Here is a 25,259-nt window from a genome sequence, read left to right as displayed (position 1 = left end):
GACGGGTGCGACGGGTCCGCAAGGTCCGGTCGGCGCGGATGGCGCGATAGGCCCCGCGGGTCCGACGGGCGCCATGGGGCCGGTGGGTCCGGTAGGTTCGACGGGCGCGCAGGGTCCCGTGGGTCCGATTGGACCTATGGGACCGATGGGTCCGGCGGGCGCGATGGGTCCGGCCGGTCCGATAGGACCGATGGGCCCGGTAGGCCCGACGGGCGCGACCGGCGCGACCGGCGCGGTGGGTCCTGTGGGTCCGATGGGGCCGACCGGCGCGATGGGTCCGCAAGGGAATGTAGGTCCCACCGGCCCAGTTGGACCTATCGGTCCGCAGGGTGCGACTGGTCCTCAGGGTGACGTCGGACCCATGGGACCGACAGGCGTAATGGGTCCGCAGGGAGATGTGGGTCCCACCGGCCCAGTTGGACCTATCGGTCCGCAGGGTGCCACCGGTCCTCAGGGTGACGTCGGACCCATGGGACCGACAGGCGCAATGGGTCCGCAGGGAGACGTAGGTCCCACCGGCCCAGTTGGACCTATCGGTCCGCAGGGTGCCACCGGTCCTCAAGGTGACGTCGGACCCATGGGACCGACAGGTGCGATAGGTCCGCAGGGAGACGTAGGTCCCACCGGCCCAGTTGGACCTATCGGTCCACAGGGTGCGACCGGTCCTCAGGGTGACGTCGGACCCATGGGACCGACAGGCGCGATGGGTCCGCAGGGAGATGTAGGTCCCACCGGCCCAGTTGGACCTATCGGTCCGCAGGGTGCGACCGGTCCTCAAGGTGATATCGGACCCATGGGACCGACGGGTGCGATGGGTCCGCAGGGAAGCGTGGGTCCCACCGGCGCCACCGGCGCGATGGGCCCGCAAGGTCCCGCGGGTGCGACGGGCGCGACCGGTGCTGTAGGCCCGCAAGGTCCCATCGGTCCGACGGGCGCAACCGGCGCCGTCGGTCCTGTCGGCCCGCAAGGTCCCGCAGGTGCCACCGGCGCGACGGGAGCCATCGGTCCTCAAGGCCCCATCGGCCCCACCGGCGCCCAAGGCCCGCAAGGCCCCGTGGGCGCCACCGGCGCACAAGGCGCGCAAGGTCCGGCGGGCCCCGCCGGCGCCACCGGCGCCCAAGGCCCTCAGGGCATTCAGGGCCCGATCGGCCCGACCGGCGCGCAAGGCCCCGCAGGCCCGGCCGGCGCCACCGGCGCACAAGGGCCGCAAGGTCCGCAAGGCGCCCAGGGTCCGATCGGCCCGCAAGGTCCTGCCGGCTCCGCCAACATCAATGGCACGGTCAATACCGTCATCAAATTCACCGGCGCCACGACCGGCGGAAACTCGAGCATCACCGACGACGCCACCACGGTGACCACCACCGGCCGGTTCGACGTCACGGGCGGCGCGGGCACGGTCTACGACACGGCGTCCATCGAGGTCCGCACGACCGCGACGCCGCGCATCTCCTTCCACTGGCCTGGCGTCGTCGCCTCGCAGCTCGGCATGGGCAGCGACGGCATTATTCGCACCTACAATAACCCCGGCACGGGCTACGAGCAGTTCGCCGCGTCGAACATCCACGCGAACGGTTATCTGCGCATCGCCTCCAATGCCGACGGCGCTGGCAACATCCGGTTCACCGCGGCGAACCCGTACATCGTCGCGAGCTCGTACGTCATCGTCCCCGGCGGCGCCTATTTCAACTCCGGCACGGTCTACTTCACGGCACAGGCGCAGTTCCGCGGCGGCATCCACAACGACACGGCCCCGTATCTGCAGTACGACGGCGGCACGTCGGGCATCAACTACTTCCCCGGCACCCTCGGCATCGGCACGGCGGGCCCGGCCGAGCAGGTCCACGCGACCGGCAACATCCGGGCCGACGGAATCGTCTACTGGGGCAATGGCCTCACGCGGACGGAGACGAAGGACAACGCCGACGCGACGGGCTCGCGCAGCGGCTTTTTCGAGACCTCCGCGCCGTCGAACTACTATCCGAATGCGTCGGGCTGGCAGCACCTCATCGACGTGCGGCATTCGAATAACGGCAACAACTACGCCATGCAGATCGGCGGCAGCTTCTTCGACCAGGATCTCTGGTTCCGCAAGACGAACAACGCCGGCAACACCACGTGGTCGCAGCTCATCGGCGCGGGTCCGAGGCCGTGCACGGCGCCGTTCAACGCCTACGGTGTCACCACCAGCACGACCCTCGGAGGCATCGCGCGCTCGAACACGATCTGCGTGACGCCGTTCTTCTCCCCGCAGACCTTCAACAACGCGCAGAACGTCTGCGCCGCGCTCGGCGGGCACATCGCGACCTACAACGACACCTACAGGATCTTGCAGGTGTATGGCGCGGCGGGCCAGCTCTACAACGGCGATTGGCTCGGGAACCGCGCCGGCGACGACGACGCCTATTGCGTCAACAATACGAGCAACATCAGCAACTTCGAGGGCGAGTGCGACAAGAACGACAGCCGCTTTTTCCGTTGCGCCAACAGCTCCAACTACAATGAATGACAAGGCCGGGCGCGCGAGGATCGTCTCCATCGTCGCGCTCGCGGGCCTCCTCGTCGGGGCCGCTCTGTTCGTCCGTTCGCGCTTCGCCGAGGCGCCGGAGACGCGAGATCCGGCGGCGAGCCCCGTGGGCGTCGAGCAGGCGCCCGTCGCGTCGCCGGTGACGACGAGACCAACGGCGATGGGGGCGACGAACGTGACGATCCCGGAGCCCGCGAGCGCTTTGCCTGGAGAAACACGGAAGCCGCTCGAGCCGGACGATTACGTGCGAAACGGCTCCAAGGAGCCCCTCATGCCGCGCGAGCTCCGCGTCGATGTCGAGCTCTCCCCGCGCGGCCCGCTGACGGCGGAGCCACTCGTCCCGCACGTCCTCGAGGCGAACGCCGAGCTCTCTCCCCGCGGCGCCATGACCACGGAGCCGCTCCCACCTCGCGTCCTGGAAGTCCAAGCTGCGCCCGCCGAGCGCTGAAACAACCGTGTCGAGTGGTCTTTTCTCCCGACCGCCTCGGGCGTAGAACGGCCCTCCGATGATCCCGAGGCCCCTCGCCCGCGCCTTCCGGCTGCCTTCGCTCCTCCTTTGCACCGCGATGCTCTGGGCCTGCGATCGCACCCCCGAGCTCGCGCGGCAGCACCTCGCGCAAGGCGACGTCGCCCTCGAAGCCGGCCGTTACCCGCAGGCCCTCGCGGCGTACGGCCACGCGCGCGAGCTCGCGCCCACGGACCCGGACGTGCAACGCGCCCTCATGCGCGCGCGCGTCCACCTCATCGCCGAGAGCGCCGCGCGTATCGCCCCCGAGGCCATCGACGACGCTCGTTATGAGGCCCAACTCTTGCTCGACACGGACAAACCACGCGCGGCCGTGTATCTGACCGCGCTCGGTAACATCCTGGCTCGACAGGGCGACGCCGAGGGGGCCAAGGCGAAGTTTATCGAGGCGCTCGCGATCGATCCGGCCTCGCCGCTCGCGCATACCGCGCTCGGGCTCGTTTTGATGAGCCGCAAAGAAGACGCGGCGCGCGCGAAATCGGAATTTCAGCTCGCGCTGAAGGTGAAGCCTGCCGATGCCGGAGCGCTCGTGGGGCTCGGGCAGATCGAGCTTGCCGAGGGGGACATCGCGGGCGCGGCCGAGCACCTCGAAGCGGCGCTCCGAATCGCGGAGAGCTTCGACGCGCGTTTGGCCCTCGGGCGCGCGCGGGCGAAGCAGCAGAAGAACGTCGACGCGATCTTGCATTTCCAGCGCGCGGCGGAGCTCGATCCGAAAAGCGCCGACGCCATGGGTTCGCTCGGCCAGGCGCTGCTCGGCGCGGGCAAACTCGAGGACGCGGAGCGCGCGCTCCGGGCCGCGATGCAGATGCGCCCCGTTCCGGAGACGGGAAATGCGCTCGGCTTTGCGCTCGTGCGGCAAAAAAAGGCCGCGGCCGCGCTCGACGTCTTCCGCGGCGTGCTCGCGAGCGACGCGACCTCGGCGCCCGCGCTCCTCGGGGCCGGCATCGCGAGCGAGGATCTCGGGGAAAAGGAGCAAGCGCTCGGCTCTTACCAAAAACTGCTCGCGCTCACACCGAGCGGCCCCGACGGGCGTTTGGTCGCGGATCTGCAACGACAAGCGCAAAGCCGCGTCACGGCGCTCTCGGCGGCGCCGGCCGCGTCCGCGTCGGCCTCGGCGGGCCCGGCTCCTGCGCCGCGCCCGAACGAAAAGCGAAGCCCTTGACCGCCGACAAACGGTTGACGCGACAACCCGGAACGCGCCGAGGTTTGTCGTTTCGGATTCCTCCGCTCCGCGTGAGCTGCTAGCGTTCGTCGCTGCGCCGAACGGCGCGAGGGAGGTCTCCGTGATCAAGGGCGTTCACGCGATGTTTTACAGCAGCGAGGCCGAGGCGATGCGCGCGTTCCTTCGCGACAAGCTCGGCCTCCCGCATACCGACGTCGGCGAAGGCTGGCTCATCTTCGACCTCCCGGAGGCGGACATCGGCTGCCACCCGACCGAGGGCCGCCCGCCCACGGGCACGCACAACGTCTCGTTTTATTGCGACGACATCCACGCAACGGTGGCCGAGCTGCGCGGCCGCGGCGTGGAGTTCAAGGACGAAATCACGGATCGTGGGTATGGCTTCGTGATTCACTTCGTCATGCCGGGCGGCGTGGAGGTCGAGCTCTACCAGCCCCGGTACCAGAAGCGTTAGTTCGTGACCCTTCCAACCTCTTCGCGGACATGGTAAACGAAGAGGCCATGACGCGGACGAAGAAGGCTCTGGTCGCGGTGGCCGCGCTCCTCGTGGCGGGGGGCGCGGCATTCGTGGGGTGGATGGGCCCGCGCAACGTGATCGGCATGTTGCGGTACGATCAGCGGGAGGAAGGGCGGCTCAAGGTCGGCGACGCGGCGCCGGACGTGGAGCTCGTCGCGCTCGCGGAGGGGCGGCGGGAGAAGCTCGCGGCGTACATCGGGGAAAAGCCGCTCGTTTTGATCTTTGGCAGCTTCACATGACCGCCGTTCCGGCGCTCGGTCGAGCGTCTGAAGGCGATGTCCGGGCGTTATGGCAAGAGCGCCCGTTTCCTCACCATTTACATCAAGGAGGCCCACCCGACCGATGAATGGCAGATGGATGTGAACGAGCAGCACAACGTCTGCTACCCGCAGCCGCGGAGCACGGAGGCGCGCGTCGCCATCGCCGCCGATTTCGTGAAGCGATTCCAGTACGACATCCCGCTCCTCGTGGATCCGATCGAGAACCCCGCGAACGCGGCGTATGCGGCCTGGCCGGAGCGGCTTTACGTGATCGACGAGAAGGGGCAGGTCGTTTACAAGGGCGGCATGGGCCCGTTCGGGTTCCACCCGGAAGAGGTGGAGGCCTGGCTCGCGCAAAGGTTTCCGGGGGACGCACAGGGCTCGTCCGCTCCGGTCTTGCAGTAGCACCCCACCTTCGAGAGCAATGTGGAGAGGTCGACCGGCTTCTCCAAAAGGCAGGCGGCGCCGAGGGACTCCGCACTCCGGGCGCCCCTGCCAGCCCCCGTGACGATGATGACCGGAATGCCGGCGAGCCCGGGATCGCGCACCTGCTCGGCCCGGAACGCCCAGCCGTCCATCACCGGCATCATGAGATCGAGGAGGATCACGCACGGCGCTGCCTCGCAATGCAGGCGGCTCAACGCCTCGTTGCCGTTTGCGGCCGTCGAGACCTGATAACCGGCGCTCTCCAGGACGAAACGCGTCGTCTCGAGGATATCGGGGTCGTCGTCGACGACGAGGACGTTGCTGGTGCTCAAGGTAAGGGTCCTCCTACGTTGCAAGGGAGCTCCACGGTGAAGGTCGACCCGCTGCCGAGCAGGCTATCGGCCCGGACGGTGCCTCCCAGCGCCTCGACGATACTGCGGACGATGTAGAGCCCGAGCCCCAGCCCGCCGTATGCCTGCGCGGACACGGCGCGCTCGAAGCGCTCGAAAATGCGCGGGAGGCACTCGGGAGGAATCCCGATTCCGTGGTCGGTGACGACGATCCGGCCGGTCCCGATCGGCGCCTCCTCGACGGAGATCTCGATGGGCTTGCCCGCGCCGAACTTCAGCGCGTTGGAGAGGATGTTCGTCACGACCTGCTCGAGCTTGCTCCGATCCCAGAGGCCCATGACAGGCTGCTCCGAGTGAAACGACAGGGGGGAGCGGACGCGGGCAGATTCGACCTCGAAGCGCTGCACCACCTCACGGACCAAGGCCACGAGATCGAGCCGCTCGAACTGGAACGAGAGGCGCCCCGCCTGGATCCGCGAGACCTCGAGGAGCTCCTCGATGAGCCGGGTCAGCCTCGTGATCTGCCGCTCCGCCAGGCCGAAGGCGCGGAGCGTGGCCTCGGGCGTGGGCGACACGACGCCTCGGGTCAACGCCTGCACCATGAGCTGGAGCGAGGCAATGGGCGTGCGGAGCTCGTGCGATGCAATGGAGAGGAACTCGTCCCGCAGCCGGACGGCCTCTTGAAGTTGACGCTCGCTGGCCTGCAGCCCCTCGATTCTCGCGCGGGCTTCTCGGGCGAGCCGAGCGTCGAAGTCGCACAAGACCCGGAGGTCTGCCTCGACCACGTCACGGAACTGCAAGAGGAGGCGCTCGTAGAGCTCGCTGTAAGCGTTTTCCTTGGTATCCAGGACGCAGATCGTGCCGAAGACCTCCCCGCTCGGCCAGGTGATGGGAAAACCGAGATACGAGACCATTCCCAGCTTGATGTCGGGATTGCACTTCCATTTCTCGTCGACCAGGGCGTTGGGAACGAGCAGCCGCTCTTTTGTCGACATCACGGTCTCGCAGTAGAGCCCGGTGTCGAGCGCCGCCTTCTCGCCATGTTCGTAGGGATTTCCCTTGGATTCGCTGGCGACGAGGACGCCGATCTCCGGCGGCTCGACCTTCATGATCAGGGAGGCAGGGACCCGTACGATGTCGGCGACGAGATTGACGACCCCTTGCCACTTTTGAATGAGCTCGGACGGTATTCGGGTATCGCCGAAGCAGGCAGGCGAGCGCATGGGGTCATCGGGCGGCTCGATGGAACTTTTCACCAACCCTTCTCCTGAACCAGGTGGCTCATGTCTGCTTCGGAGAGGCGGTTGTCAACCCGCGCGAGCGCTCAGCGGACGCGCAGCGCCGGGTGCTCGTCGCCGACGGCGGGCACCGGCAAAATCCCGTTTTCGACCGCGCCATCGTCACTTTCGGGCTCGCAAAGATACACCGCGATGGCGCCGAGCGGCTGGTGCGTATCGACCCGCGACCATCCCGCGGGCACGGTTCGTCGATCCTCCTGCCACTCCACCGCGACCTCACCGACGGCCGCAGCCTCCAGGATCCCGCGCCCTCCCTCCGTGCCGAGCGAGGTGACACGCGCGACCTCGACGTCGTGCGCGCCCTCGGCCGCCTCGACGCGCAATCCGTGGCGGCGCAGGTGCTCGGCGAGCGCGGGCGGGACGAGGTAAGCGCGGGGTCGATCGACGACGACCGTGCCCACGAATCGCCCCAGATAAGGGATCTTCACGGAGACGGGCGCGCCGTCGAGCGTGCGAGGCGAACGCGTGAGGACCAAGGCCGGCGCTTCCATGCGATCGAGGCGATACCGCACGGCGACCTTCTCCGGCGGCGCGGCGCTCGAGGCAATGACCTGGCGAATGTCGTCAGCATGCTTGGCGGCCCAGGAGAGCGTCTCGATCTGCCACGCGGTCGCGGTACGGACACGCTCCTCGAACGGCAGGTAGCTATAACATTCGAGCAGCAGATCGAGCCGGTTCGTGAGGCCGCGGTAATTCGAGCCGAACCGCGGGTGGTGCGGGTACGTCATCCAGCCGAGGCCCACGGCCGATGCCGCGTCGACCTCACCGCCTGCGTCGAGCACGCGCTCGTCCTCGACGAAATTGCCATACCAGCCGCTCTCGAACCCGCGCGCGCGCACGGCGGCGATGACCTCCGGGACGAGCCGCTGGCGCATGAAATCGATCGGCTCGCGCCGGCCCGATTCGACGGTGTGGGGCACGTCGACGGTCATGTGGAAGCGGTGCACCGAGCCGTTCGTCGCGTGGTTGTCGATCGTGAGGTCGGGCGCCCACGGAATGCAGACGTTATTTTGCAAGGCCCGCATCTCGGACGCGGCCTGGCGCATGTAATCGCGGTTCAGGTTGATGCCCTGGCTCTGCGTGCGGGTCCCGACCACGGGGCCGAGTTGGCCGGTGAGCTTTTTCAGATCGAGCCGTCGATTGGCGGGATCGAGCGCGTCGTTGCCGTCCGGGTTGAAGAGCGGGACGACGAGCAGCGTGATTGTGTCGAGCCAATCGGGGTGGCGGCCGTCGAGCAGGTCGCGCACGAGCGCGAGGCTCGCCTCCTTGCCCTCGACCTCGCCGGGATGGATGCCGTCGAGCATGAGAACGACGGGGCGCTCGCTGCGCCGGGCCTCCTCGGGCGTGCGGACGTGGTCCTTCGAGAGGATCAAGAGGGGCATCTCGCGGCCGCCGGGCGAGGTGCCGAACGTCGTGACGTGGAGGCGCGGGTCGTTCCGCGCTTCGAGCGCGCGCACGAAGCGCATCACGTCGGCGTGGAGGGAGGTCTCGCGGAAGGAGGTGGACTCGGCGCGGGTGAGCAGCATGCGGCGTGAGGTAGCACAGAACGCCGGGCGCGTGGATGCGGCCCGTCGTTATGCCGCCGCGAGAAACTAGAGCTCGGCGAGCTTTTTTCCGCCCGAAGCCTGCTCCTCGATCGGCGGAGGTGGAGGCGGGGGCGGGGGCGGCATCCCGGGGAACATGGCCGAGCCGAGCAAAAGGCCAATTCGGCCCATCGAACGAAACGAATGGAGCAGGCGACGGACGAAGCGCCGCCAGGCTCTCCTTCGAGGGCGTTCAGCCAAAGGCGACATCGCTTTCTCCTTGCTGTGGAATTGAAGGCCGCGGAAAAGGCCGTCGAATTCAGCAAAGGAGAGCGCAATGAAGGAGCCAGCGATCCGCGGGGACGAACGGGACGCTCGGATCGGCCGGGAGAGGCGCCGTGGCCCGGACGAACGAGGCCGCCTTCGCGGGCCGGGTCTCGATCCCAGCGCGCGGCGCCTCGGCGTTTTCCGGCGCGACCTCGTGCGCCGCCGCGGCGACCTGCAGCGCGGTCGCGGCATACGCGACGAAGACCACCGTGTCCGGAACGACCTGCGCATGACGCGCCGGTGCGGCCGGCAGCATCAGCATGAGGCAGGCGAAAAGCACGCGGAGCGCGCGCACGATTCGCCAGGGGTGCCGATGCATGGGGGCATCGTAAGCCTCGATTCGCCCCCACGCAACACTTGCCGCGCACGACGGCTCGGCATGCCGCAAGAACCTCTCCGCCACGCCATGGACAGCCGGGTCTGGGAGGACTACGAGAATCGAACCATGCCCCGGCCCATCGCCCTGTCCGAGCGCCGCGACGCCTTCCAGCGCGACGGTTTCCTCGTCCTGTCCGGATTCGTCTCGGTCGAAGCGTGCCTCGCGCTGAAGCGCCGCGCCGAGGAGCTCGTCGCCGCCTTCGACCCGGAGGCGCACCGCTCGATCTTCACCACGCACGAGCAGACGCGCACCTCCGACGACTATTTCCTCGAATCAGGCGACAAGATCCGTTTCTTCCTCGAGGAGGGCGCGATCGGGCCGGATGGCCGCCTGCGCGTGCCCAAGGAGCGCGCGCTCAACAAGATCGGCCACGCGATGCACGACCTCGATCCGGTCTTCGATCGATTCTCGCGCACGCCCGAGCTCGCGGCGCTGGCGACCGAGCTCGGCCTGTCCCGACCGGTCTTGCTTCAATCGATGTACATCTTCAAGCAGCCCCACATCGGCGGTGAGGTCGTTTGCCACCAGGACGCCACGTTCCTCTACACGGAGCCCGTGACCGTGACGGGCCTGTGGTTCGCGCTGGAGGACGCCACGATCGAGAATGGTTGCTTGTGGGCGGTGCCCGGCGGCCATCGGCAGGGGCTCAAGAAGCGTTTTTTGCGGGACGGGCGCGGGGGCACGCGCTTCGAGGTGCTGGACGAGGCGCCCCTCGTCGAGGACGGCGCCATTCCCCTCGAGGTCCCGGCCGGGACGCTGGTCGTGCTGCATGGGCTCTTGCCGCATCGAAGCGCGGAAAACCGCTCGGATCGCTCGAGGCATGCCTATACGATGCACGTCGTCGAGGCGGACGCGTATTACCCCGCGGACAACTGGCTCCAGCGGCCGGACCTGCCTTTGCGCGGGTTTCAGCCCCCGAGCGCCTGATCGAGATCGGCGATGAGATCGTCCGGGTCTTCGAGGCCCACCGACAATCGAAAGACCCCCTCGCCCGCCGCGGCCCGATACGCGGCCTCCTGCGCCCCGGCGAGGCGAAACGACGTGCGAAGGATGTCGTCCGTCGGGATGTAGAAAAGCAGGCTCTTCGTTTTTCCGAGCGAAACGGCATACGAGATGACCCGCAGCCGTTCGGCGAACTGTTTCGCGAGCGCCGGGCTGCCGTCCTTCACCGTGAACGCGAGCAGACCCGACGCATTTTGCATCTGCCTCTCGGCGAGCGCGCGTTGCGGGTGGCTCGGCAAGCCCGGCCAGTGGACCGCGGCGACCCGTGGATGCGCGGTGAGCCAGGTCGCCACGCGCCGAGCGTTCTCCTCGTGGATCCGCATACGCGCGGGAAGCGTCTCCAGCCCGCGCAAGACGAGCCAGGCCGCGAACGGGTGCAGCGCGGCGCCGTAATGGATCAACGCCTCCTTGCGCAACGCTGCCATCCGCTCCGCGCTCCGCCCAACGACCGCGCCGGCGATCGTATCGCCGTGGCCGCAGATGTACTTCGTCAGCGAATGCACCACGTAATCGGCGCCCAGCGCGAGGGGCCGAGTCGCGATGGGGGTCGCGATCGTCGAATCGACCGACAGCTCGGCCCCGGCCGCATGCGCGACCTCCGCAATCGCTGCGATGTCCGAGAGCTTCAAAATGGGGTTCGCCGGCGTCTCGATGTGCACGAGGCGCGTCGCGCCGGGCCGGATCGCGGCTGCGACGCATTCGGGATCGGCCGTGTTCGTCGTCGTCACCTCGATCCCGAAGCGCGGGAGGGTCTCGTGCGCGAGTTCCGCGACGCCGGCATAACACACGTCGGACAGGACGAGATGCGCGCCCGCGCCAAGCCTTGCGAAGAAGAGCGCCGAGACCGCCCCCATTCCGCTCGCGAAGCAGACGGCTGCCGCGCCTTCTTCGAGCGCGGCGAGCCGCCCCTCTAGAAGCTCGATCGTGGGATTGCCCCAGCGCGTATAGAAATGCGGCGCAGCCTCCTGGAGATCGGCCGCGGAAAAACCGACGGCGTCCGGGGCCGTGTGGAAGCTCGTCGTGGTCGTGATGGGGGGCGAAATGGGAGCGCCCACGGCACGCGGGGCGCCCTCGGGCAAACCTGCATGGAGCGCGAGGGTGGCGGGACGATGCGGCGACGATTTCATGGTTCTCTCCTGGCATCCGTGACGAACGCGCTCTCGGGGAGCCCAGCCACCCCCGGCGGTGGCTTTACGGATCCGGCCACAACTTCAACTGCGGATCCGGCCAGCGGAAGGGGTTCTGCTCCGCGTTCGCGTTCGCGAAATCCGCCTGGCAGGGGGCGACCTGGCCGGGCTCGTTGAGCAAGGTCCAGAACGTGGCGCAGACGTTCTGCGAGATGAACGTCCTGCATTCCTCCATCGTATGTTCGCCCGGCGTCGGCTGGCTGTAATAGGCGCGCACGAAGTCCCAGGCGATCTTCTGCATGTCGGCCGCCGGCTCGGCATTGATCTCCGCGGGGACGGCCGCGCCGACCGGCGAGGCGCGGAAGATCGATGCGTACGTGACCAGTGCCAGGTAATACGCGCCGAGCGGCGTCATGTGGACGTTGTCGCTGAAGATCATGTCGAGCTTCTGCGACGTCGTGCCCGTGATGCCTTGTACCTCGTCGTTCAAGATGTGCTCCACGAGATCGACGAGCGCCGCGCCCGCGGGGAGCGCCTCCACCCGGTCGGTCCGCCCCTCGGCCGCGAGCGAAAGGTTCACCTTGCTCGCCACGCATTCCCACGCGTAAAGCGCGTTCTTCTCGTGGTCGATCCACGTCTTCGGGGCATTCTTGTCGACGTCGAGCCAGCTATGGTAAAATAGCGTATGCCCGGCCGGGTTTCCGTCGATCAATCGGTCGTGGTAATGGCGCAGGAAGCCGAACGTATCCTCCCACCAGATCGTGCCCAGGATGTCGTGCCGCTCCGTAATCACGAGCGTATCGTAGAGCTCGCCGGGCCCGAGCGTCTTCGGGGAGAGCAGCTCTTCGATCACGTTCATGTCGCTGCCTTCGCGGTTCTTCCCGGTGCTGTATCCAGGCCAGTCCGGCGCGTCGAAGCTCCCGCCTTTGGTCCTCACCCGGATCGGCGAGCCGATGCCGATCTGCTCGTTGAAATTGAAATCCTTCCCGAGGCTCTGCGCGATGGTCAGGACGTGGTCCGGCAATGGATTGTCGGTGAGGCTGTGCCCGGACAGGAACATACGCGCCGACGCGCGCTCCGCGAGCCCACCACCCGCGCCGCCGGTGCCGCCCGCGCCGCCCGCGCCGCCCGTGCCGCCGCCAGCGCCGCCATTCCCTCCCGCGCCGGTCCCGCCAGCGCCGCCCGTATTCGACGACGACGGGTCATCCGAGCATCCGGACGCCGCGACCACGGCAGCCACGCCTGCCAGAACGAGCGGAATCCACCGGCCCCGAAAACCACGATGATTCATGACTTCCTCCAGGAAAAGCAAGCGCCGTAGCGACCCATACGAGTCCTATCGCCCAATGCCATTCCCTGTCAAGGAGCGCCGGTGGTTCCGCGGCTACCGCTTCTTTTTCCGCTTCTCGCCGAGCACCGCGCGTTTCGTGGCGAGGTACGCCCCCGCATCCGGCTTCTCGCCGTGCGCCCAGTTCTTCATGAGCGGCACGACCTCGTCGTCCCAGGGATCCGCGAGGCGCATGCGCACGAAGTCCGCATAGAGCGCCGAGAGCGAGGTTTCGAGTTCCTCGAGCAGCATCATGCGCTCGTAAAACACCTCGTGTTTCTCGTCGTTCTTCTTGAGCTGCGTGGGCAATTTGAGGCCCGAGAGCCCCAGCGAATCGGCCTTGAGCGTCCAGGCATACTCGCGCTCCCCGCGCACGAGGCGCATCTTCGCCTCTTTCGGGAGCTTGCCCTGCCGGAGCGCCTCCTTCGCCTCCGGCGACGAGGCCGGAATCGCGCCCTTGAGCCGGCTCTCCTCTTTCTCCAGCACCAGCGTGATCTGCGCCTCCAGCCACATCGAGACCGGATCGCCGCCCGTCGGGTGCAGGTTCGTCTCCTGCATCTCGCTCTCGAACCAGAGCCAAACCACGAATTCGCGCCCCATGAAGCGACGCCCCTCGATGAGATCCAAGAGCTCCATCAGCGCGCCTCCTCTTCCAATCGGGCAAGCGTCATCGGCTCGAGCCCAGCGAAGGACCGCACTTCCGTGGCGTCGAGACCCAGGCGATCGGCGGCCGTGCCCGGGCTCTCAGGCACGAGGTCGACCTTGAACGTGCGCTTGAAGAGGTCATCGAGCAGGGCCGCGATGCGCTCGGATTGGCTGTACAGATGGAGCACGTTCGTTCGCAAATTCCACACCATGTCGTAACTCTTCATCGAAGGCACGAGCTGGCGCCGGAGCTTGCGTACGACCATCGTCTTCAAATCGGCCTTCGCCTGTCGGCCGAGGCGCTCGAGCCCCCTCTTGGCCAGGAGCGCCTGCTCGGCCTCGCGCAGATGGGCCTTGAGCAGCGGCCCGGGGATAACCCAGCGATCGAGGCGCAGGCCCAGACAAACGTACTCGTTGTAAAAGACTTTCTCGTGATCGAGGTCCGTGTCGAAGGGCTCCTCGATGTTGGCCCAGCCCGCGCCCTCGTTCTTCTCGTCGTCGGGCGAGAGAGGCTGGAAAGCGTTGGCACGGATGCGCTTCAGCGTCGTTCCGGGAACATCGTCGGGGATATCACCGGTAACGTAGAAGCGCGAGAACGTGAGGCTACCGCGGAGTGCACCCAAGGTCGCGCCCATCTACGAGCTTCGCGGCGCGGAGGCAAGAAAGTTCAGGCCCACCCCGCCGCATCGGCCACGCCGAGCCGCTTGCAAACCTCGACGAGCGCCACCTCCGCGCCGGCGGCGATGGACATGATGCCCCGCTCGTGGACGCGGGGCGTGGGGTCGATGTTGAAGACGGGCACGCGCCGCCGGAGCGCGAGTTTCGTCACGAGATCGGTCACGCCAACCGAAAAGGACGTGCCCGCGAAGATCACGAGCTGCGCCTGCACCTGCGCGGCGAAGCCCACCCGCCTCCAGTGGTAATCGTGGTGGCCGGCATACGTCTCGTCGAACCAGAGGACGTGCATCCGCAGAAAGGAGCCGCACGAAGGGCAACGAGGCACGTTCGCCTCCACAGGGTTTGCCCGGAACGCCGCGAGATCGACCTCACTCGCCGCGATCGATCCCGCCGGGGCGCCGAGCTCGCAGTCGACCCGCGAACACCGATACCGATCACTCGTCCCGTGGACCTTGATCATGCGCTGCGACCCGGCCTGCTCGTGCAGCGTGTCGATGTTCTGCGTGATGAGGAGGAACTCGCCGCCCCTTTCGATCTGGAATCGCTCGAGCGCCGCGATGGCGTGATGCCCCGGGTTCGGCTTTTTGCCTTCGAGGTTCTCGAATCGCGAAAGATACCATTGCCACGAGCCCGCCGGGTCCTCGCAGAAAAACGCGTGGGTGCCGAGCTCGGTGACGTCGCGCTTCCAGATGGCGTCGGGATCGCTGCCGCGGAACGTGGGGATCCCGCTGGCGTGGCTGACGCCAGCGCCCGTGACGATCAAGATCTGGTCGGCTTGCGTGGACCGCACGGCGTCCGTGAGCGCAGCGAGAGCGTCCTGCATGGACAGGATGGTAGCACGGAAGGCGTGGCGTGGAGAACGGAGCGACCCCCCCCCGGGGCGATCTCAGGCCTTGCCCGCGCCGCGCGCCGAGAGCTCACGCCGGAGCTTCGGCAGCTCTTATTTTCCGATCTTGGTGCGGATGATGTCGGCGATGCGACCGCGCTCGTCGTCCTCCGGGAACGTGAGCAGATCCATCGGCAATAGGTCGAGCCCTTGCGCGATGCGCACGAGCGTCTCGATGGTGATCGCCGCGAGGCCGTGCTCGATGCTGGAGAGATGCCCCTTCGACAGTTGTCCGACATCGGCAACGTGCTGGAGGGACAGACCTCGCTCGAGGCGAAGCGCGCGGATGCGCGCGCCGACCTTGGCGGCTGCGGGAGAAGGTATGGTTCGTCTGGGCATGATGTTACGATGCCACAACCTTGCTCCGGCGACAAACGAAAGTTTGGCGGCGGGTAGCGCGGACCACGCGCGGGGCAGGCCCGCACCGCCCGGTCCGCGCGTGCAGAGGTCAGCGCCGCGTCGTCCCTCGGACCGTCCGGCACAGGCGAAATCCAATCGTCGGATCACTCGCCTTGTTGGGGTCGAGGCCCATGCGGAAGGAGACACGCACCGCCCACGCGCAATCGGCCCACGAGCCTCCGCGGAGCACGCGCTGCTTCCGCCTCGCCGTCGCGGGTCCCGTGGGGCGCGCGCGCGGGCTCTCGGCGTAGTACGCGGCGTCGTATCCGTCGGCCGTCCATTCCCGCACGCCGCCGCTCATCCCGCGAAGGCCGTACCCGTTCGGCGGGAGGGCCTGGGGCGGACGGATCGAGAACGCGTCGAATCGACCGAAGTCGCAAAGCTCGGGCGTGGGCGGATCGTTGCCCCACGGATAACGACGGCCGACAAACCCGCCACGGGCGGCCTTCTCCCACTCGGCCTCGGTGGGCAAACGGTAGATCACGCGCTCGTTCGACAGGGCCGTTCCGAGCGCGTTCGCCTGCGCCCACGAGACCGCGACCATCGGCTTCTGGTCGTACGTCCAGGGGCGTGTCGCGTCGTTCCGCGGGACGTCGCCGAACAACTCTTTGGAGGTCGTCACGTGCTCGCCGTCGCGGCCGCTTCGCCACGCTTGCTCGGGGGCGTGTGCGTGCCAGTCGCGGGCCTGGATCGTCTCGCTCTCGCAATACTGGCGGCGAATCTTGTGGTCGTTGTGAAGGGAAAACAGCTCGTTGTCGTACTTCCCCGTCTTCGGGTCCCGCATCGGTTTGTGCTGGGGCAAGCCGGAAGGCGGCGGCGGCCAGCCGAGGAGGGCGTGATACGCGGACCACGTGATGGGGACTTCGGTGATCCAGAATGGGTCGAGCTCGACCGCGTGCACGGGCCGCTCGTCGGGGTCGCCGTCCTCCGCGCCCATGAGAAAGGGCCCCGCGGGCACGTATCGAAAGACGAGGCCGTGCTCCTCGAGGCGCAGCCGATCGAGCAGGAGCGCACGCGCGGAGGTGACGTCGGGATCGTCCGGGGCGACGTTGAATGCGGCGTCGCAGGCGGTCGCGGCCTTTTCGAGCTCTCCTTGCGCGGCGAGGTTCGCGGCGAGGTTCAAGAGCTCCGCGGCCGAGGGCAAAACGCGCTCGGCCGAGAGGAGCCATTCCGTGTCGAAAGGTTTCATGCGAGCCTCCGCTGCGCCCGAAGCACAGTGAGCGGATTGCGGCGGGCCGGTACGCGCTCATGCTCGGCGAGCCAGGGATCAGGGGCATTGACGTCTCCGGCAATGACGAGCGAGCGCGCGCGGCAACCGCCGCCGAACGTCGCTGTGCCCGTGCCGTCGCCGGGCAGCCCGCGGATTCTGCGAAATCGTTCGCCCTCGCTCCAGATGCGATCGAACGGGGTGCGACGGATGTTGCCTTCGACGAACGTGGGCCCGAGGAAGCTGCAGGGGTTCACGTCGCCGCCGACGGAGATGGAGCAGACCGTATTGCCCGCGCCGCACCCCCAGTTGTCGTGGACGACGGCCTGCGAATCGTGGCGGCTCTTCGGGGAGAACGGATCGATCGCGCGCACCGCGGCGGAGCGGCCCGCCTCGTCTCCGCCGAGGGTCCAGATCGAATCGAGCGCGCGCTCGTAGTCGGCGAACGACGGCCAGAGCTCCTCCCGCGCCTCGGCCGAACCCACGGGATAAAGCGGCCGGAACACGGCCGTGAATGCGCCCGTCTTCGCGGCGAGCTCGGCGAACGCGCGCGCCTCGTCGGCATTGTGCCGCATCACCGTGAACGCGAGCGAGAATCGCGCGTGCGCACGGAGCATCGCGAGCTTCTCGAGCACCCGATCGAACGTCCCCGCGCCGCGGACCGCGTCGTTCGTCGCGGCCGTCGCCCCATCGAGGCTGACGTTGAGCCAGACGAGCGACCGTTCGCCGAGCTTCTTCGCGGTCTCCTCGGTCAGCATGAGCGCGTTCGTCGTGAGGCACGGGTGCAGGCCGTGGCTCGTCGCGAGATCGAGGATGTCGAAGAGATCCTTGCGGAGCAGCGGTTCGCCGCCCGTGAGACCGAGGCGGAACGATCCCATTCGGGCCAGCGTGGCGAACAACGTATCGAGCTCGGCGAGCGTGAGCGGCGGCTCGCGGCGCGGCAGCTCACCGGCGAAGCAATGCGAGCAGGTGAGGTTGCACGCGGCAACGACCTCGAGGTGCACGGCGAGTGGCCCCGTGAGATGATCGGCCGGCGGCACGAGGTCGAGGGCCTCCCCGTCGAACCGCAAATCGTGGGTGAAAAAGTCCTTGCGATAGAACGCCTCGGCGAACGCGCCGAGCGCATCCTTTCGCTCGGGCGGGGCGGCGTCGATCATATCGCCGAGCGAGACCGAGCGAGCGCGGAGCAGGACGTCGGTCGCTTCGTGATCGAAGGGAAAATACCGCGAAGTTCGTCGATCGAAGACGGTCGATCCGAAGAACTGCGGCACGAGCACGAGGGGCGGGCGCGGGCTCACGGGGCACCTCCCAGGGCGATGTCGAAGGTGCAGCGCACCCAGAGCGGACCTGTCTGTCCTGGCAAACCGATGACACGCGCGCCCGTCTTCAGCACTTGCTCGAGGTGCCAGTTTTTCTCGGGATCCTTCGTCGCGGCCTTCATGCGGACGAGGGGCTGCCAACCGCTGTCGTCGAAACCAGGCTCGCGCCATCCCTCCCCTTTCGGCGGCGTCGTCGATCCGAGCATCACGGCACCCGCGCCCGAGAGGACCTCGACCTTGCGCCCGATCGACCGCGAACGATCGGGCTCGACGGTCCCCTCGGGGCCGTCGTCCGAGTACCTGAGCGCGAGCGCGAGCTGCGGCGGCAGGCCGTCCTTCGGGCGCACCGAGAGCGCGAGCACGTGGCGCCCCGCGCGCGCATCGACGCGGCTCGACGTGAAGGGCGCGCCGTCGAAGAAGAAGTCGGCCCCGCCCGTCGTCCAGCCCCACAGGTGCAGCGGCAGCGCTTCTTGCGGGTCGATCCATCGGAGGATCGCCCCGCCACACCCCGCCGGCACCTCGCAGCTCGAATATTCTTCGAGCACGAGGCGGCCCGACGACTTCTCGTAACGAGATACCGCGTTGACCTGAACCTCCCGCTTCTTCGCCATTCGCGGACGGTATCATGCGCCCGTTCGAGGAACGACACGGATTTGCAGGGCCCCCCTTCCGTCTGGGCCGGCGCATGCACCACCTCCCTCGGGGAGATCACCATGCGCGCTGCACGAAAGCTCGATCCGCGTGACCTCGGTCGATTGCACGCCCGCCCCACGCCCGGCCCCCGCGACGACGCCCAGCGCGGCGACAGGCCGCTCGGCCTCGGCGACAAACGCGACGGGATCCTCTTCATCCCCTCGAGCTACGATCCCGCCCGCCCGACCCCGCTGATGCTCTGCCTGCACGGCGCCGGCGGCGAGGCCCGCCATCGCATCGACGCCATTCGCCCGGAAGCCGAGCGCGACGGCGTCATCCTCGTCGCGCCCGATTCGTTTGGCTCGACGTGGGACCTGCTCCGCGGCGGATACGGCTCGGACGTCGCCCGCATCGATCGCGCGCTCACCGCCGCCTTTGATTGCCTCGCCGTGGACCCCACGCGGATAGCGATCGAGGGGTTTTCCGATGGGGCCTCGTATGCCCTCTCCCTCGGCCTCACGAATGGCGACCTCTTCCGATTCGTCTTCGCGTTTTCCCCCGGATTCATGCGGCCGCTCACGCAGGTGGGGGCGCCCGAGGTCTTCATCAGCCACGGCGTGAACGACCCCGTCCTCCCCGTTCGATGCAGCCGGAACATCGTCCCCTCTCTCGAAGCCGCGGGATATCACGTGACGTACCGCGAATTCGACGGGGACCATTACGTGCCCCAGGGCATGCTCCGGGAGGCGATGGATATCCTCCAGGGCGCGACGACGTGATCAGTGCCGCCTGCGGTTCGTCTCGAACCCGCCGACCATGATGGCGTGGTCGAGCGGCTCGGGACGGCCGAACGTCTCGTTGCGCGCCTTGTCCGCGCAAGGGCCGCAGAGCAGCACCTTGCCCACGTCGACCGCTTCGTACAGGCGAACCTCCCCGAGCACCGCGCAGGCATAACAAGCGCCCACGCCGCGGACCGCTCCGCTCCGCCGGGAGGCGAGCGTGGGGAGAGAATGGCGCTCGGCAGGCGCACGCCGCCTCACCATCTCCACGGGCGCACGCTCGGGCATCGGCGCGACGCGAGCTTTCCCGCTCGGACCGATCTTCACGAGTTTCCGCGCCTTGCCTTCTCCGGCGGCGCTCGTGGGTGCGTGCCGCTTCATCCGTTCCTCGAAACGGATATACAGAATCCTCCGGGGCCTGTCCAGACCGGACGCCCCGGAGGCTCCTTCACGCGCGCGGCGCGTGGGCTAGCGATTCGTAAAGGCTTGCGTCGACGCCTTTCGCTTCCGGGCCACGCGCCTCCGTCGCGCGAACGTCGCGGCGGCGAGCACGAGCGAGCCGAGGAGCAGCGGAGACGCGCTGCCACTGCCTCCGGCCGTGAGCGCACAGCCGCCGCCGTCGCTCCCGTCGCACTGCGACTCGCCCCATACGGCGTCCTTCTTCGCGAGGTAGTTCGAGCAGGCAGAACCCTCGCCGTCGCTGGTCGTCGCGAGCATTGCGTTGATCGCGTCCTGCTTCGAGATCTTGGGCACGTCGAACCCGCAGACGACCTCCGCGGTTCCATTCGCGTCGAGCCGCACCGCCAGGCCGGCGCCTTGCTCGTGGATCGGGACGAGCACCGGGGCACCGACGGTGTTGCCTGCATTCGAAACGTTGGTGAGCGTGTCGCCCACCATGGCGACGGAGGCATCGCCGTGAAGGACGTCAACCTTCACCGTGGCCGTTCCCCCCGACGTGACGGCAGTCACGGTCGCCTCGGCCACGGCGACGTTCCCCACGCCGGTATTGTTGCAGAAGCAGGCGTCGGCCTTGGACTCGAAGCAATACTCCGGCTGGATCCGAGCCGCCTCCGCCGCCGTGAGCCCCGCCCGATCGAGCCAGGCGCGGAGCGCGGCGTCTCCCTCGATCTCGCGAATGAACGCGTTGTTCGCCGTCCTTGCCACGCGCGCGACGAGATCGGTCTCGCCCGTCGACTCGATGAGGTACGCCATCGCGCAACGCGTCCCGAACGCGTCGACGAAATAGGGCATCCGGATCCCAGGGAAATCGAGGTTCCGCGGGAAACGCCCGGTGCGGGCATAACGCTGGAGCTCGGCGATCAAGCCCGCGCGCGCCGCGCGTTGCTCGGGCGAAAGGTGGCTCGTATCACGGGCGCGCAGCTCGGCGAGGACCGTGCGGAAATGGGCGACGAGGCGCGTTTTCTCCCTGGCGAGCGGGGAGCGCCCGTGGCGCAGAGTGGCACGCCGTCGGGCAGCAGGAGACGAGCGACGAGACTTGGACGTCAAAGCAAAGATCATTCTGGCTCCTTCGGGGCGCCCATCCGCGCCCCGGCAATCCCGATCCTAGCAGGAGTCATGCCGTCGCGAAGAGGGCGTTCAACGCAATGGCGAGCCAGCCGGCGAGCAGCATGAGGCCGCCGAGGGGCGTGACCGCGCCGAGCACGCGACGACCGGTCAGCGTCATGACGTAAAGACTGCCTGAAAATAGAAAAATCCCGCCGAGGAAGAACCAGGGCGCGAGGGCGCTGCCCTCCTTCGTCGGCGTGGGGTGCAATGCCGTCAGGCCTATCGCAAGGGCGTGGAGCAGGTGGTATTGGGATCCGGTCTGCCACCAGCCGAGGCGCTGCTCGGCGTCCGGGAACTGCGTGACCCATTTCTTGAGGCCGTGCGCCCCGAACGCGCCGAGCGCGACCCCGAGGAAGCCGACCACGCCGGCGAGCAGGAGGGAAAAACGTTCCATGCGTGGAGCGTGACGCGCGCACAGCGTTCGTGCACGAACCCGGAAGCACGAAAGTACCTGGGACGGAGCCCGGTTGTCGCGGTATGTTGCCTGCCCGATGAAATTCCGTGCCGCGGTCCCCTTCGCCCTCGCCCTCGCGCTCTCTGCCTGCTCGATGAGCGCTCCGCCGTGCCTCACCGGCGCGGTCCCCCAGGTTGGCCGTCCCGTCCCCGACGAGATGTTCGCCCTGATGCGGCGCGAGCGGGAACGAGCCGAGCGCGCCTCGCCGCTCGTCCGAGCCCATATCCTCGAAACGATCCCCCGGCTTTTCCCCGACGTCAGTGATCTCCTGCTCGCGCCGCCTTGCGACGAAGAGCTCGAAGCGGAGAGCGCGGCGGCGTTCGACGAAAAACCCCTCCACTTCACACGCTTGCTCGTCGCGCGCATCCGCACCGTGCACGACGCGGAGATCCTCATGGCGCTCGTCAAGCGGGACGAGGCGAGCATCACGGAGTACGAGCTCGGCCCGGACGAACCCGGGCCACGTCCGCCCAAATCCTTCGTCCGATATCTCGCGCTCGCCAGCATTCCCGCGTTCTGGGTGGTCAGCAATGTCCCCGAGGGCGGGCGGCTCCTTCTCGATCGGGTGCGCAAGAGCAAGGACGCGCGCGAGCAGCTCCTCTTGCACGACGCGACCTCCGCCATCTATGAGCATATGCTCTGGGGACATCCCGAGCGCGCGGTGGGCGACAAGGGGCCGGCGATCCTCCGCGGCTCGCTCCCCGAAATCAAGCGGAGGCTCGCAGGGCCCGCGGACGCGGCCTCGCTGGAGCTCGTGCTCCTGCAGATCAACGATCTGGGCACGTACGGCGTGCGTTTTGGCCTGGAGCGGGAGGCGCGGGCGCTCGTGAACGAGATCCTCGCGGCGAAAGGCGAGGTCCCGCTGACGCAGGGCACTCCGGGCGCGGCGCGGGACCTCGCGGAGGTGGCGCGCGGGGCGCTCTTCGATCTCGATACCCCGCAGAAATCGGTCAGCGGGGTGGAGCTCCCGCGGCCGCGACGAGATCGAATGTATGCCCAGGAGGAATTGCTTTACATGGAGCCTGGGAGCGGAAAGGTCCCGGAGGCCGCCGCGCTCGCCCGCGTGCGCGAGCTCGACCAGGAGCTCGAAACGCTGCGCTTCAATGCGCCCCGCTGCTACGTGCTCAACGAGCTCGGCCGATGGCTGCCGCCCGCCGAGGCGTCACGACGCTTCGACGCGTTCATCGCGCCGATCTTCGACGGAGAGCGCATCCGCCTCGACACCGAGTCCGTTTGCCGCATGGATGTCGCGCTGGGCCTCGACGGCGTGGACGAGGCGCGGCGCGTAAAGCTCCTTGAAAAGCTTCTCACGGCGAAGCCCGAGCAGGTCAGCCCGCGTGACCGGAGCCGCGACGAACATCATCCGGCGATTGCCTACCCTGCGGACGAGCAGCCCTTGTGGTCGGTCGTGGCGCGCGCCCTCCTGGTTCATCCGGGATGGATCGAGCGGCACGCCGGGGTGCGCGCCTGGCTCGAACAGCAGGCCCTCGCGCCGATTCCGATCGATTCTGCGACGGCGGAGGTGTGGAAGTACTTTCAGCCCTCGTTCGAGCGTGTGATCACGTTCCACGCCTCGGGCGCGCCCGGCGCGTCGATGGATACGGCGCGCGCGATTTTGCGCGGCTACATGCAGCCCGACCCGCCGGATCGGAAGAAGGTCGCGCACATCTACTTCCTCGAGGTGTCGAGAGCCCGAACGCGCGCGCTCGGCGAATACGGCAAGCTCGTCGGGCTCGTCCCGGAGATCACGGCGTACCTCGAAGAACGAAAAACGGAGCGCGCCGCGGCGATCGCGCTCCATATGCTGAACCTCTAGCGGTGGCCGGCGAACGACGGTAGCATCGCGCCCAGGGAGGAGCCCTCGCATGACCGACCGCGACAAGTACAACATCAACCTCGACGTGAAGTTCCAGCACCTCGAGCGCATCGACGTCCCCTCCGTCGTCGCCGCGTGCACCGAGAAATGGCAAAACCGGACGCTCACGCAGGTCAATGGCAGCGTGGTGCGGCTCGGGGTCGTGGAGGGCGATTTCCATTGGCACAAGCACGACGAGGACGACGAGTTCTTTTTCGTCCTCGAAGGCAAGCTGCTCATCGACCTGGAGGATCGGACGATCGAGCTCGGGCCGCAGCAGGGCGCGACGATCACGAAAGGGGTGATGCATCGGCCGAGGGCCCCGGGGAGGACCGTCATGCTCATGGTCGAGACGACGGCCATTCAGCCCACGGGAGATCCGTGAAGGATCCGCGGCGCGGGGCCGCGCGTACGTGGGGCGTGAGGCGACGTCTTTTGCTTCCTGCCCTCGTGCTCGTCCTCGGCTGCAGCGCCGCGCCCAAAGCGCCCCCCGCCGCCTCGCGCGGGCTCGTGCGCGAGGGGACGCCGGACGCGGTGAACCTCGCGCTCGCGCGGGCGAAGGAGAAGAAGCAGTTCTTCACGTGGCAATCGTTCTCGCCGGAGACCTTCGCGCGCGCCCGCGCCGAGCGGAAATTCATTCTCCTCGACGGCGCGGCCTCGTGGTGTCACTGGTGCCACGTGATGGACGAGACGACGTACCTCGACGAACGCGTGGGCCGCCTCCTTCACGAAAAATTCGTCGCCATTCGCGTGGACATCGACGAGCGCCCGGACATCGGCGAACGGTATGCCGACTGGGGCTGGCCGGCGACGATCCTGCTCTCGCCCGACGCCGAGGAGATCGGCAAATATCGCGGATACCTGCCGCCGGACGAGCTCTTGCCCATCCTCGAAGCGATCGCCCAGGCGGACGCGGAGAGCGGGGAGAAGTCGCCGGATCCGGCGCGAATCGTCCCCGCGCCCGAGGCGCTTCCGTGGATCGCCGCGCGGGTCTCGATCGACATGGACCGGTATTTCGACCGAGAACAGGGGAGCTGGGGTGATTTTCAGAAGTCGCCGCTCGGCGCGAACGTGCAGTTCGAGCTTCGGCGCGCGGCGCACGGGGACGCGCTCGCGCTTCGGCGCGCCGTGTTCACGCTGGAAAAACAGCGCGCGATCCTCGATCCGGTCTGGGGCGGCATCTACCAGTATTCCGCGGGATCGACCTGGACCGAGCCCCATTACGAGAAATTGATGCCCTACCAGGCGGCGAACCTCGAAGCGTACGCCGCCGCGCACAAGGCCGCGGGCCGCAAGGATCTGCTCGAGGACGCACGCGGGATCGCGCGGTACCTCTCGACCTTCCTGTCGAATGCCGAGGGCGGTTTCCTCGTGAGCCAGGACGCGGACGTGGGCGCGCACGAGGAGGGAAAACCGTTCATCGACGGGGACGTGTACTATCGTCTCGACGACGCCGGGCGGCGCAAGCTGGGGATTCCGCGGATCGACGAGCACGTGTATGCCTACGAGAATGGGCTCGCCATTGCGGCGATGTGCACCCTGTTCGAGGCGTCGGGCGACAAGGACGCCCTTGCACGGGCGGAGCGGGCCGCGGCCCTGGTGATGGCGAGCCACGTGGGGCAAGGCGGCGCGGTCGAGCACGACGCGAAGAACCGTTCGCCGGTTCATTATCTCGCGGACGCCGCGGGGTTTGGCCGGGCGCTTGTACGGCTCTTCGAGGTCACGCAAAACGCGACCTACCGTGACACCGCGCTCCGGATCGCAGAGACGATGGAGAAAACACTGCTCGACGAGGCGACGGGGGCATATTTCGCGCACACGAAGGATCCTTCGGCGGTCGGCGTGTTCGCGCGGCGCGAGCGGCCGTTCGTGAGCAACACGCAGGCCGCGCGGTTCCTCGCGGGGCTCGGACGGATCACGGGAGATCAAGCGTTTTTCACGCGCGCCAAGAGGACACTCGTGGCCATCGGGAGCCCGCGCGGTGTGGCGGAGCAGGGCCGGATGGTCGGGGAGTTCTTGCTCGCGCTCGACGAGGCGGGCGTTTTTCCTTGGCCGGGTGCGCGCTGAAGAAA

The 25,259-nt window shown here is 67.9% G+C and carries 27 protein-coding genes; 10 read left to right on the top strand and 17 right to left on the bottom strand.

The window, feature by feature from the left end:
* Window positions 1–1,054: 1,054 nt before the first annotated feature.
* The 5 genes from KEG38_RS56405 to KEG38_RS56400 all read left to right on the top strand — a co-directional run bounded on the left by KEG38_RS56405 (window position 1,055) and on the right by KEG38_RS56400 (window position 5,412).
* Window positions 1,055–2,506, top strand: a complete 1,452-nt coding sequence (locus KEG38_RS56405) for a hypothetical protein (protein WP_272419806.1) — start codon at window positions 1,055–1,057, stop codon at window positions 2,504–2,506.
* Window positions 2,499–2,972, top strand: coding sequence for a hypothetical protein (locus KEG38_RS13360; protein ID WP_272419805.1), 474 nt, complete (start codon window positions 2,499–2,501; stop codon window positions 2,970–2,972). Before KEG38_RS56405 ends, KEG38_RS13360 begins: the two co-directional genes overlap by 8 nt.
* 58 nt (window positions 2,973–3,030) lie before the next feature.
* Complete coding sequence (locus KEG38_RS13355) at window positions 3,031–4,212, top strand: tetratricopeptide repeat protein (RefSeq protein ID WP_272419804.1); 1,182 nt, start codon at window positions 3,031–3,033, stop codon at window positions 4,210–4,212.
* A gap of 121 nt (window positions 4,213–4,333) precedes the next feature.
* Window positions 4,334–4,684: a VOC family protein gene (locus KEG38_RS13350; protein WP_272419803.1), complete on the top strand. Its 351-nt coding sequence runs from the start codon at window positions 4,334–4,336 to the stop codon at window positions 4,682–4,684.
* Window positions 4,685–4,731: 47 nt separating this feature from the next.
* A complete protein-coding gene (locus KEG38_RS56400; RefSeq protein WP_465251810.1) occupies window positions 4,732–5,412 on the top strand; it encodes a deiodinase-like protein in 681 nt (226 codons plus the stop codon).
* Here KEG38_RS56400 and KEG38_RS13335 read toward each other — a convergent pair.
* The 5 genes from KEG38_RS13335 to KEG38_RS13315 form a co-directional block, all read right to left on the bottom strand.
* Window positions 5,301–5,765, bottom strand: a complete 465-nt coding sequence (locus KEG38_RS13335; RefSeq protein WP_272419800.1) for a response regulator — start codon at window positions 5,763–5,765, stop codon at window positions 5,301–5,303. The genes KEG38_RS56400 and KEG38_RS13335 overlap by 112 nt on opposite strands.
* Entirely contained in the window at window positions 5,762–7,039 is a 1,278-nt protein-coding gene (locus tag KEG38_RS13330) for a GAF domain-containing sensor histidine kinase (protein WP_272419799.1), read from the bottom strand. The genes KEG38_RS13335 and KEG38_RS13330 overlap by 4 nt, the downstream gene beginning before the upstream one ends.
* Before the next feature lie 68 nt (window positions 7,040–7,107).
* A complete protein-coding gene (locus KEG38_RS13325; protein WP_272419798.1) occupies window positions 7,108–8,607 on the bottom strand; it encodes a M14 family metallopeptidase in 1,500 nt (499 codons plus the stop codon).
* A 66-nt stretch (window positions 8,608–8,673) separates the two neighbouring features.
* Window positions 8,674–8,796: a hypothetical protein gene (locus KEG38_RS13320; RefSeq protein ID WP_272419797.1), complete on the bottom strand. Its 123-nt coding sequence runs from the start codon at window positions 8,794–8,796 to the stop codon at window positions 8,674–8,676.
* 127 nt (window positions 8,797–8,923) lie between these two features.
* Window positions 8,924–9,250, bottom strand: a complete 327-nt coding sequence (locus tag KEG38_RS13315) for a hypothetical protein (protein ID WP_272419796.1) — start codon at window positions 9,248–9,250, stop codon at window positions 8,924–8,926.
* 126 nt (window positions 9,251–9,376) lie between these two features.
* Here KEG38_RS13315 and KEG38_RS13310 point away from each other — a divergent pair, with 126 nt between their 5' ends.
* Window positions 9,377–10,237, top strand: a complete 861-nt coding sequence (locus KEG38_RS13310) for a phytanoyl-CoA dioxygenase family protein (protein ID WP_272419795.1) — start codon at window positions 9,377–9,379, stop codon at window positions 10,235–10,237.
* On the opposite strand, the gene KEG38_RS13305 is transcribed toward KEG38_RS13310, so the two are convergent.
* The 9 genes from KEG38_RS13305 to KEG38_RS13265 all read right to left on the bottom strand — a co-directional run bounded on the left by KEG38_RS13305 (window position 10,219) and on the right by KEG38_RS13265 (window position 18,511).
* Window positions 10,219–11,439 carry a trans-sulfuration enzyme family protein gene (locus KEG38_RS13305; protein WP_272419794.1) on the bottom strand — a complete coding sequence of 407 codons (1,221 nt, stop codon included), beginning with the start codon at window positions 11,437–11,439 and terminating at the stop codon, window positions 10,219–10,221. The two genes, KEG38_RS13310 and KEG38_RS13305, sit on opposite strands and share 19 nt — an antisense overlap.
* Before the next feature lie 64 nt (window positions 11,440–11,503).
* Complete coding sequence (locus tag KEG38_RS13300; protein ID WP_272419793.1) at window positions 11,504–12,730, bottom strand: single stranded DNA-binding domain-containing protein; 1,227 nt, start codon at window positions 12,728–12,730, stop codon at window positions 11,504–11,506.
* 93 nt (window positions 12,731–12,823) lie between these two features.
* On the bottom strand, window positions 12,824–13,402 hold the full coding sequence (locus KEG38_RS13295) for a hypothetical protein (RefSeq protein ID WP_272419792.1): 579 nt from the start codon (window positions 13,400–13,402) through the stop codon (window positions 12,824–12,826).
* Window positions 13,402–14,034, bottom strand: a complete 633-nt coding sequence (locus KEG38_RS13290) for a hypothetical protein (protein ID WP_272419791.1) — start codon at window positions 14,032–14,034, stop codon at window positions 13,402–13,404. The genes KEG38_RS13295 and KEG38_RS13290 overlap by 1 nt, the downstream gene beginning before the upstream one ends.
* Window positions 14,035–14,078: 44 nt before the next feature.
* A complete protein-coding gene (locus KEG38_RS13285; protein WP_272419790.1) occupies window positions 14,079–14,912 on the bottom strand; it encodes an SIR2 family NAD-dependent protein deacylase in 834 nt (277 codons plus the stop codon).
* 117 nt (window positions 14,913–15,029) lie between these two features.
* On the bottom strand, window positions 15,030–15,314 hold the full coding sequence (locus KEG38_RS13280) for a helix-turn-helix domain-containing protein (protein ID WP_272419789.1): 285 nt from the start codon (window positions 15,312–15,314) through the stop codon (window positions 15,030–15,032).
* A gap of 109 nt (window positions 15,315–15,423) precedes the next feature.
* Window positions 15,424–16,563 (bottom strand): formylglycine-generating enzyme family protein, encoded by a 1,140-nt coding sequence (locus KEG38_RS13275; protein ID WP_272419788.1) that lies wholly within the window; start codon window positions 16,561–16,563, stop codon window positions 15,424–15,426.
* Window positions 16,560–17,879: a radical SAM protein gene (locus tag KEG38_RS13270; RefSeq protein ID WP_272419787.1), complete on the bottom strand. Its 1,320-nt coding sequence runs from the start codon at window positions 17,877–17,879 to the stop codon at window positions 16,560–16,562. Before KEG38_RS13270 ends, KEG38_RS13275 begins: the two co-directional genes overlap by 4 nt.
* Window positions 17,876–18,511, bottom strand: a complete 636-nt coding sequence (locus tag KEG38_RS13265) for a hypothetical protein (protein ID WP_272419786.1) — start codon at window positions 18,509–18,511, stop codon at window positions 17,876–17,878. The genes KEG38_RS13270 and KEG38_RS13265 overlap by 4 nt, the downstream gene beginning before the upstream one ends.
* A gap of 102 nt (window positions 18,512–18,613) precedes the next feature.
* Here KEG38_RS13265 and KEG38_RS13260 point away from each other — a divergent pair, with 102 nt between their 5' ends.
* Window positions 18,614–19,312: an alpha/beta hydrolase gene (locus KEG38_RS13260; protein ID WP_272419785.1), complete on the top strand. Its 699-nt coding sequence runs from the start codon at window positions 18,614–18,616 to the stop codon at window positions 19,310–19,312.
* On the opposite strand, the gene KEG38_RS13255 is transcribed toward KEG38_RS13260, so the two are convergent.
* From KEG38_RS13255 to KEG38_RS13245, 3 genes are all read right to left on the bottom strand, one after another.
* Window positions 19,313–19,693 (bottom strand): hypothetical protein, encoded by a 381-nt coding sequence (locus KEG38_RS13255; protein ID WP_272419784.1) that lies wholly within the window; start codon window positions 19,691–19,693, stop codon window positions 19,313–19,315.
* An 87-nt stretch (window positions 19,694–19,780) separates the two neighbouring features.
* Window positions 19,781–20,830 (bottom strand): hypothetical protein, encoded by a 1,050-nt coding sequence (locus KEG38_RS13250; protein WP_272419783.1) that lies wholly within the window; start codon window positions 20,828–20,830, stop codon window positions 19,781–19,783.
* Between the two features lie 55 nt (window positions 20,831–20,885).
* Window positions 20,886–21,272, bottom strand: a complete 387-nt coding sequence (locus KEG38_RS13245; RefSeq protein WP_272419782.1) for a DUF423 domain-containing protein — start codon at window positions 21,270–21,272, stop codon at window positions 20,886–20,888.
* 97 nt (window positions 21,273–21,369) lie between these two features.
* Between KEG38_RS13245 and KEG38_RS13240 the strand changes: the two genes are divergently transcribed.
* Genes KEG38_RS13240 through KEG38_RS13230 form a run of 3 tightly spaced genes read left to right on the top strand, consistent with a single transcriptional unit; the run spans window position 21,370 to window position 25,254 of the window.
* Complete coding sequence (locus tag KEG38_RS13240) at window positions 21,370–23,148, top strand: hypothetical protein (RefSeq protein WP_272419781.1); 1,779 nt, start codon at window positions 21,370–21,372, stop codon at window positions 23,146–23,148.
* A gap of 49 nt (window positions 23,149–23,197) precedes the next feature.
* The gene (locus KEG38_RS13235; RefSeq protein WP_272419780.1) at window positions 23,198–23,572 is read left to right on the top strand and encodes a cupin domain-containing protein; all 375 of its coding nucleotides are present in this window, start codon (window positions 23,198–23,200) and stop codon (window positions 23,570–23,572) included.
* Between the two features lie 35 nt (window positions 23,573–23,607).
* Window positions 23,608–25,254 (top strand): DUF255 domain-containing protein, encoded by a 1,647-nt coding sequence (locus KEG38_RS13230; RefSeq protein ID WP_272419779.1) that lies wholly within the window; start codon window positions 23,608–23,610, stop codon window positions 25,252–25,254.
* The last annotated feature ends 5 nt before the right edge of the window (window positions 25,255–25,259 follow it).

The sequence above is a fragment of the Polyangium jinanense genome (assembly GCF_028435265.1).
GTDB lineage: Bacteria > Myxococcota_A > Polyangia > Polyangiales > Polyangiaceae > Polyangium > Polyangium jinanense.
Note: the sequence above shows the minus strand (reverse complement) of the source record. Positions and strands in the feature narration are given on the sequence as shown.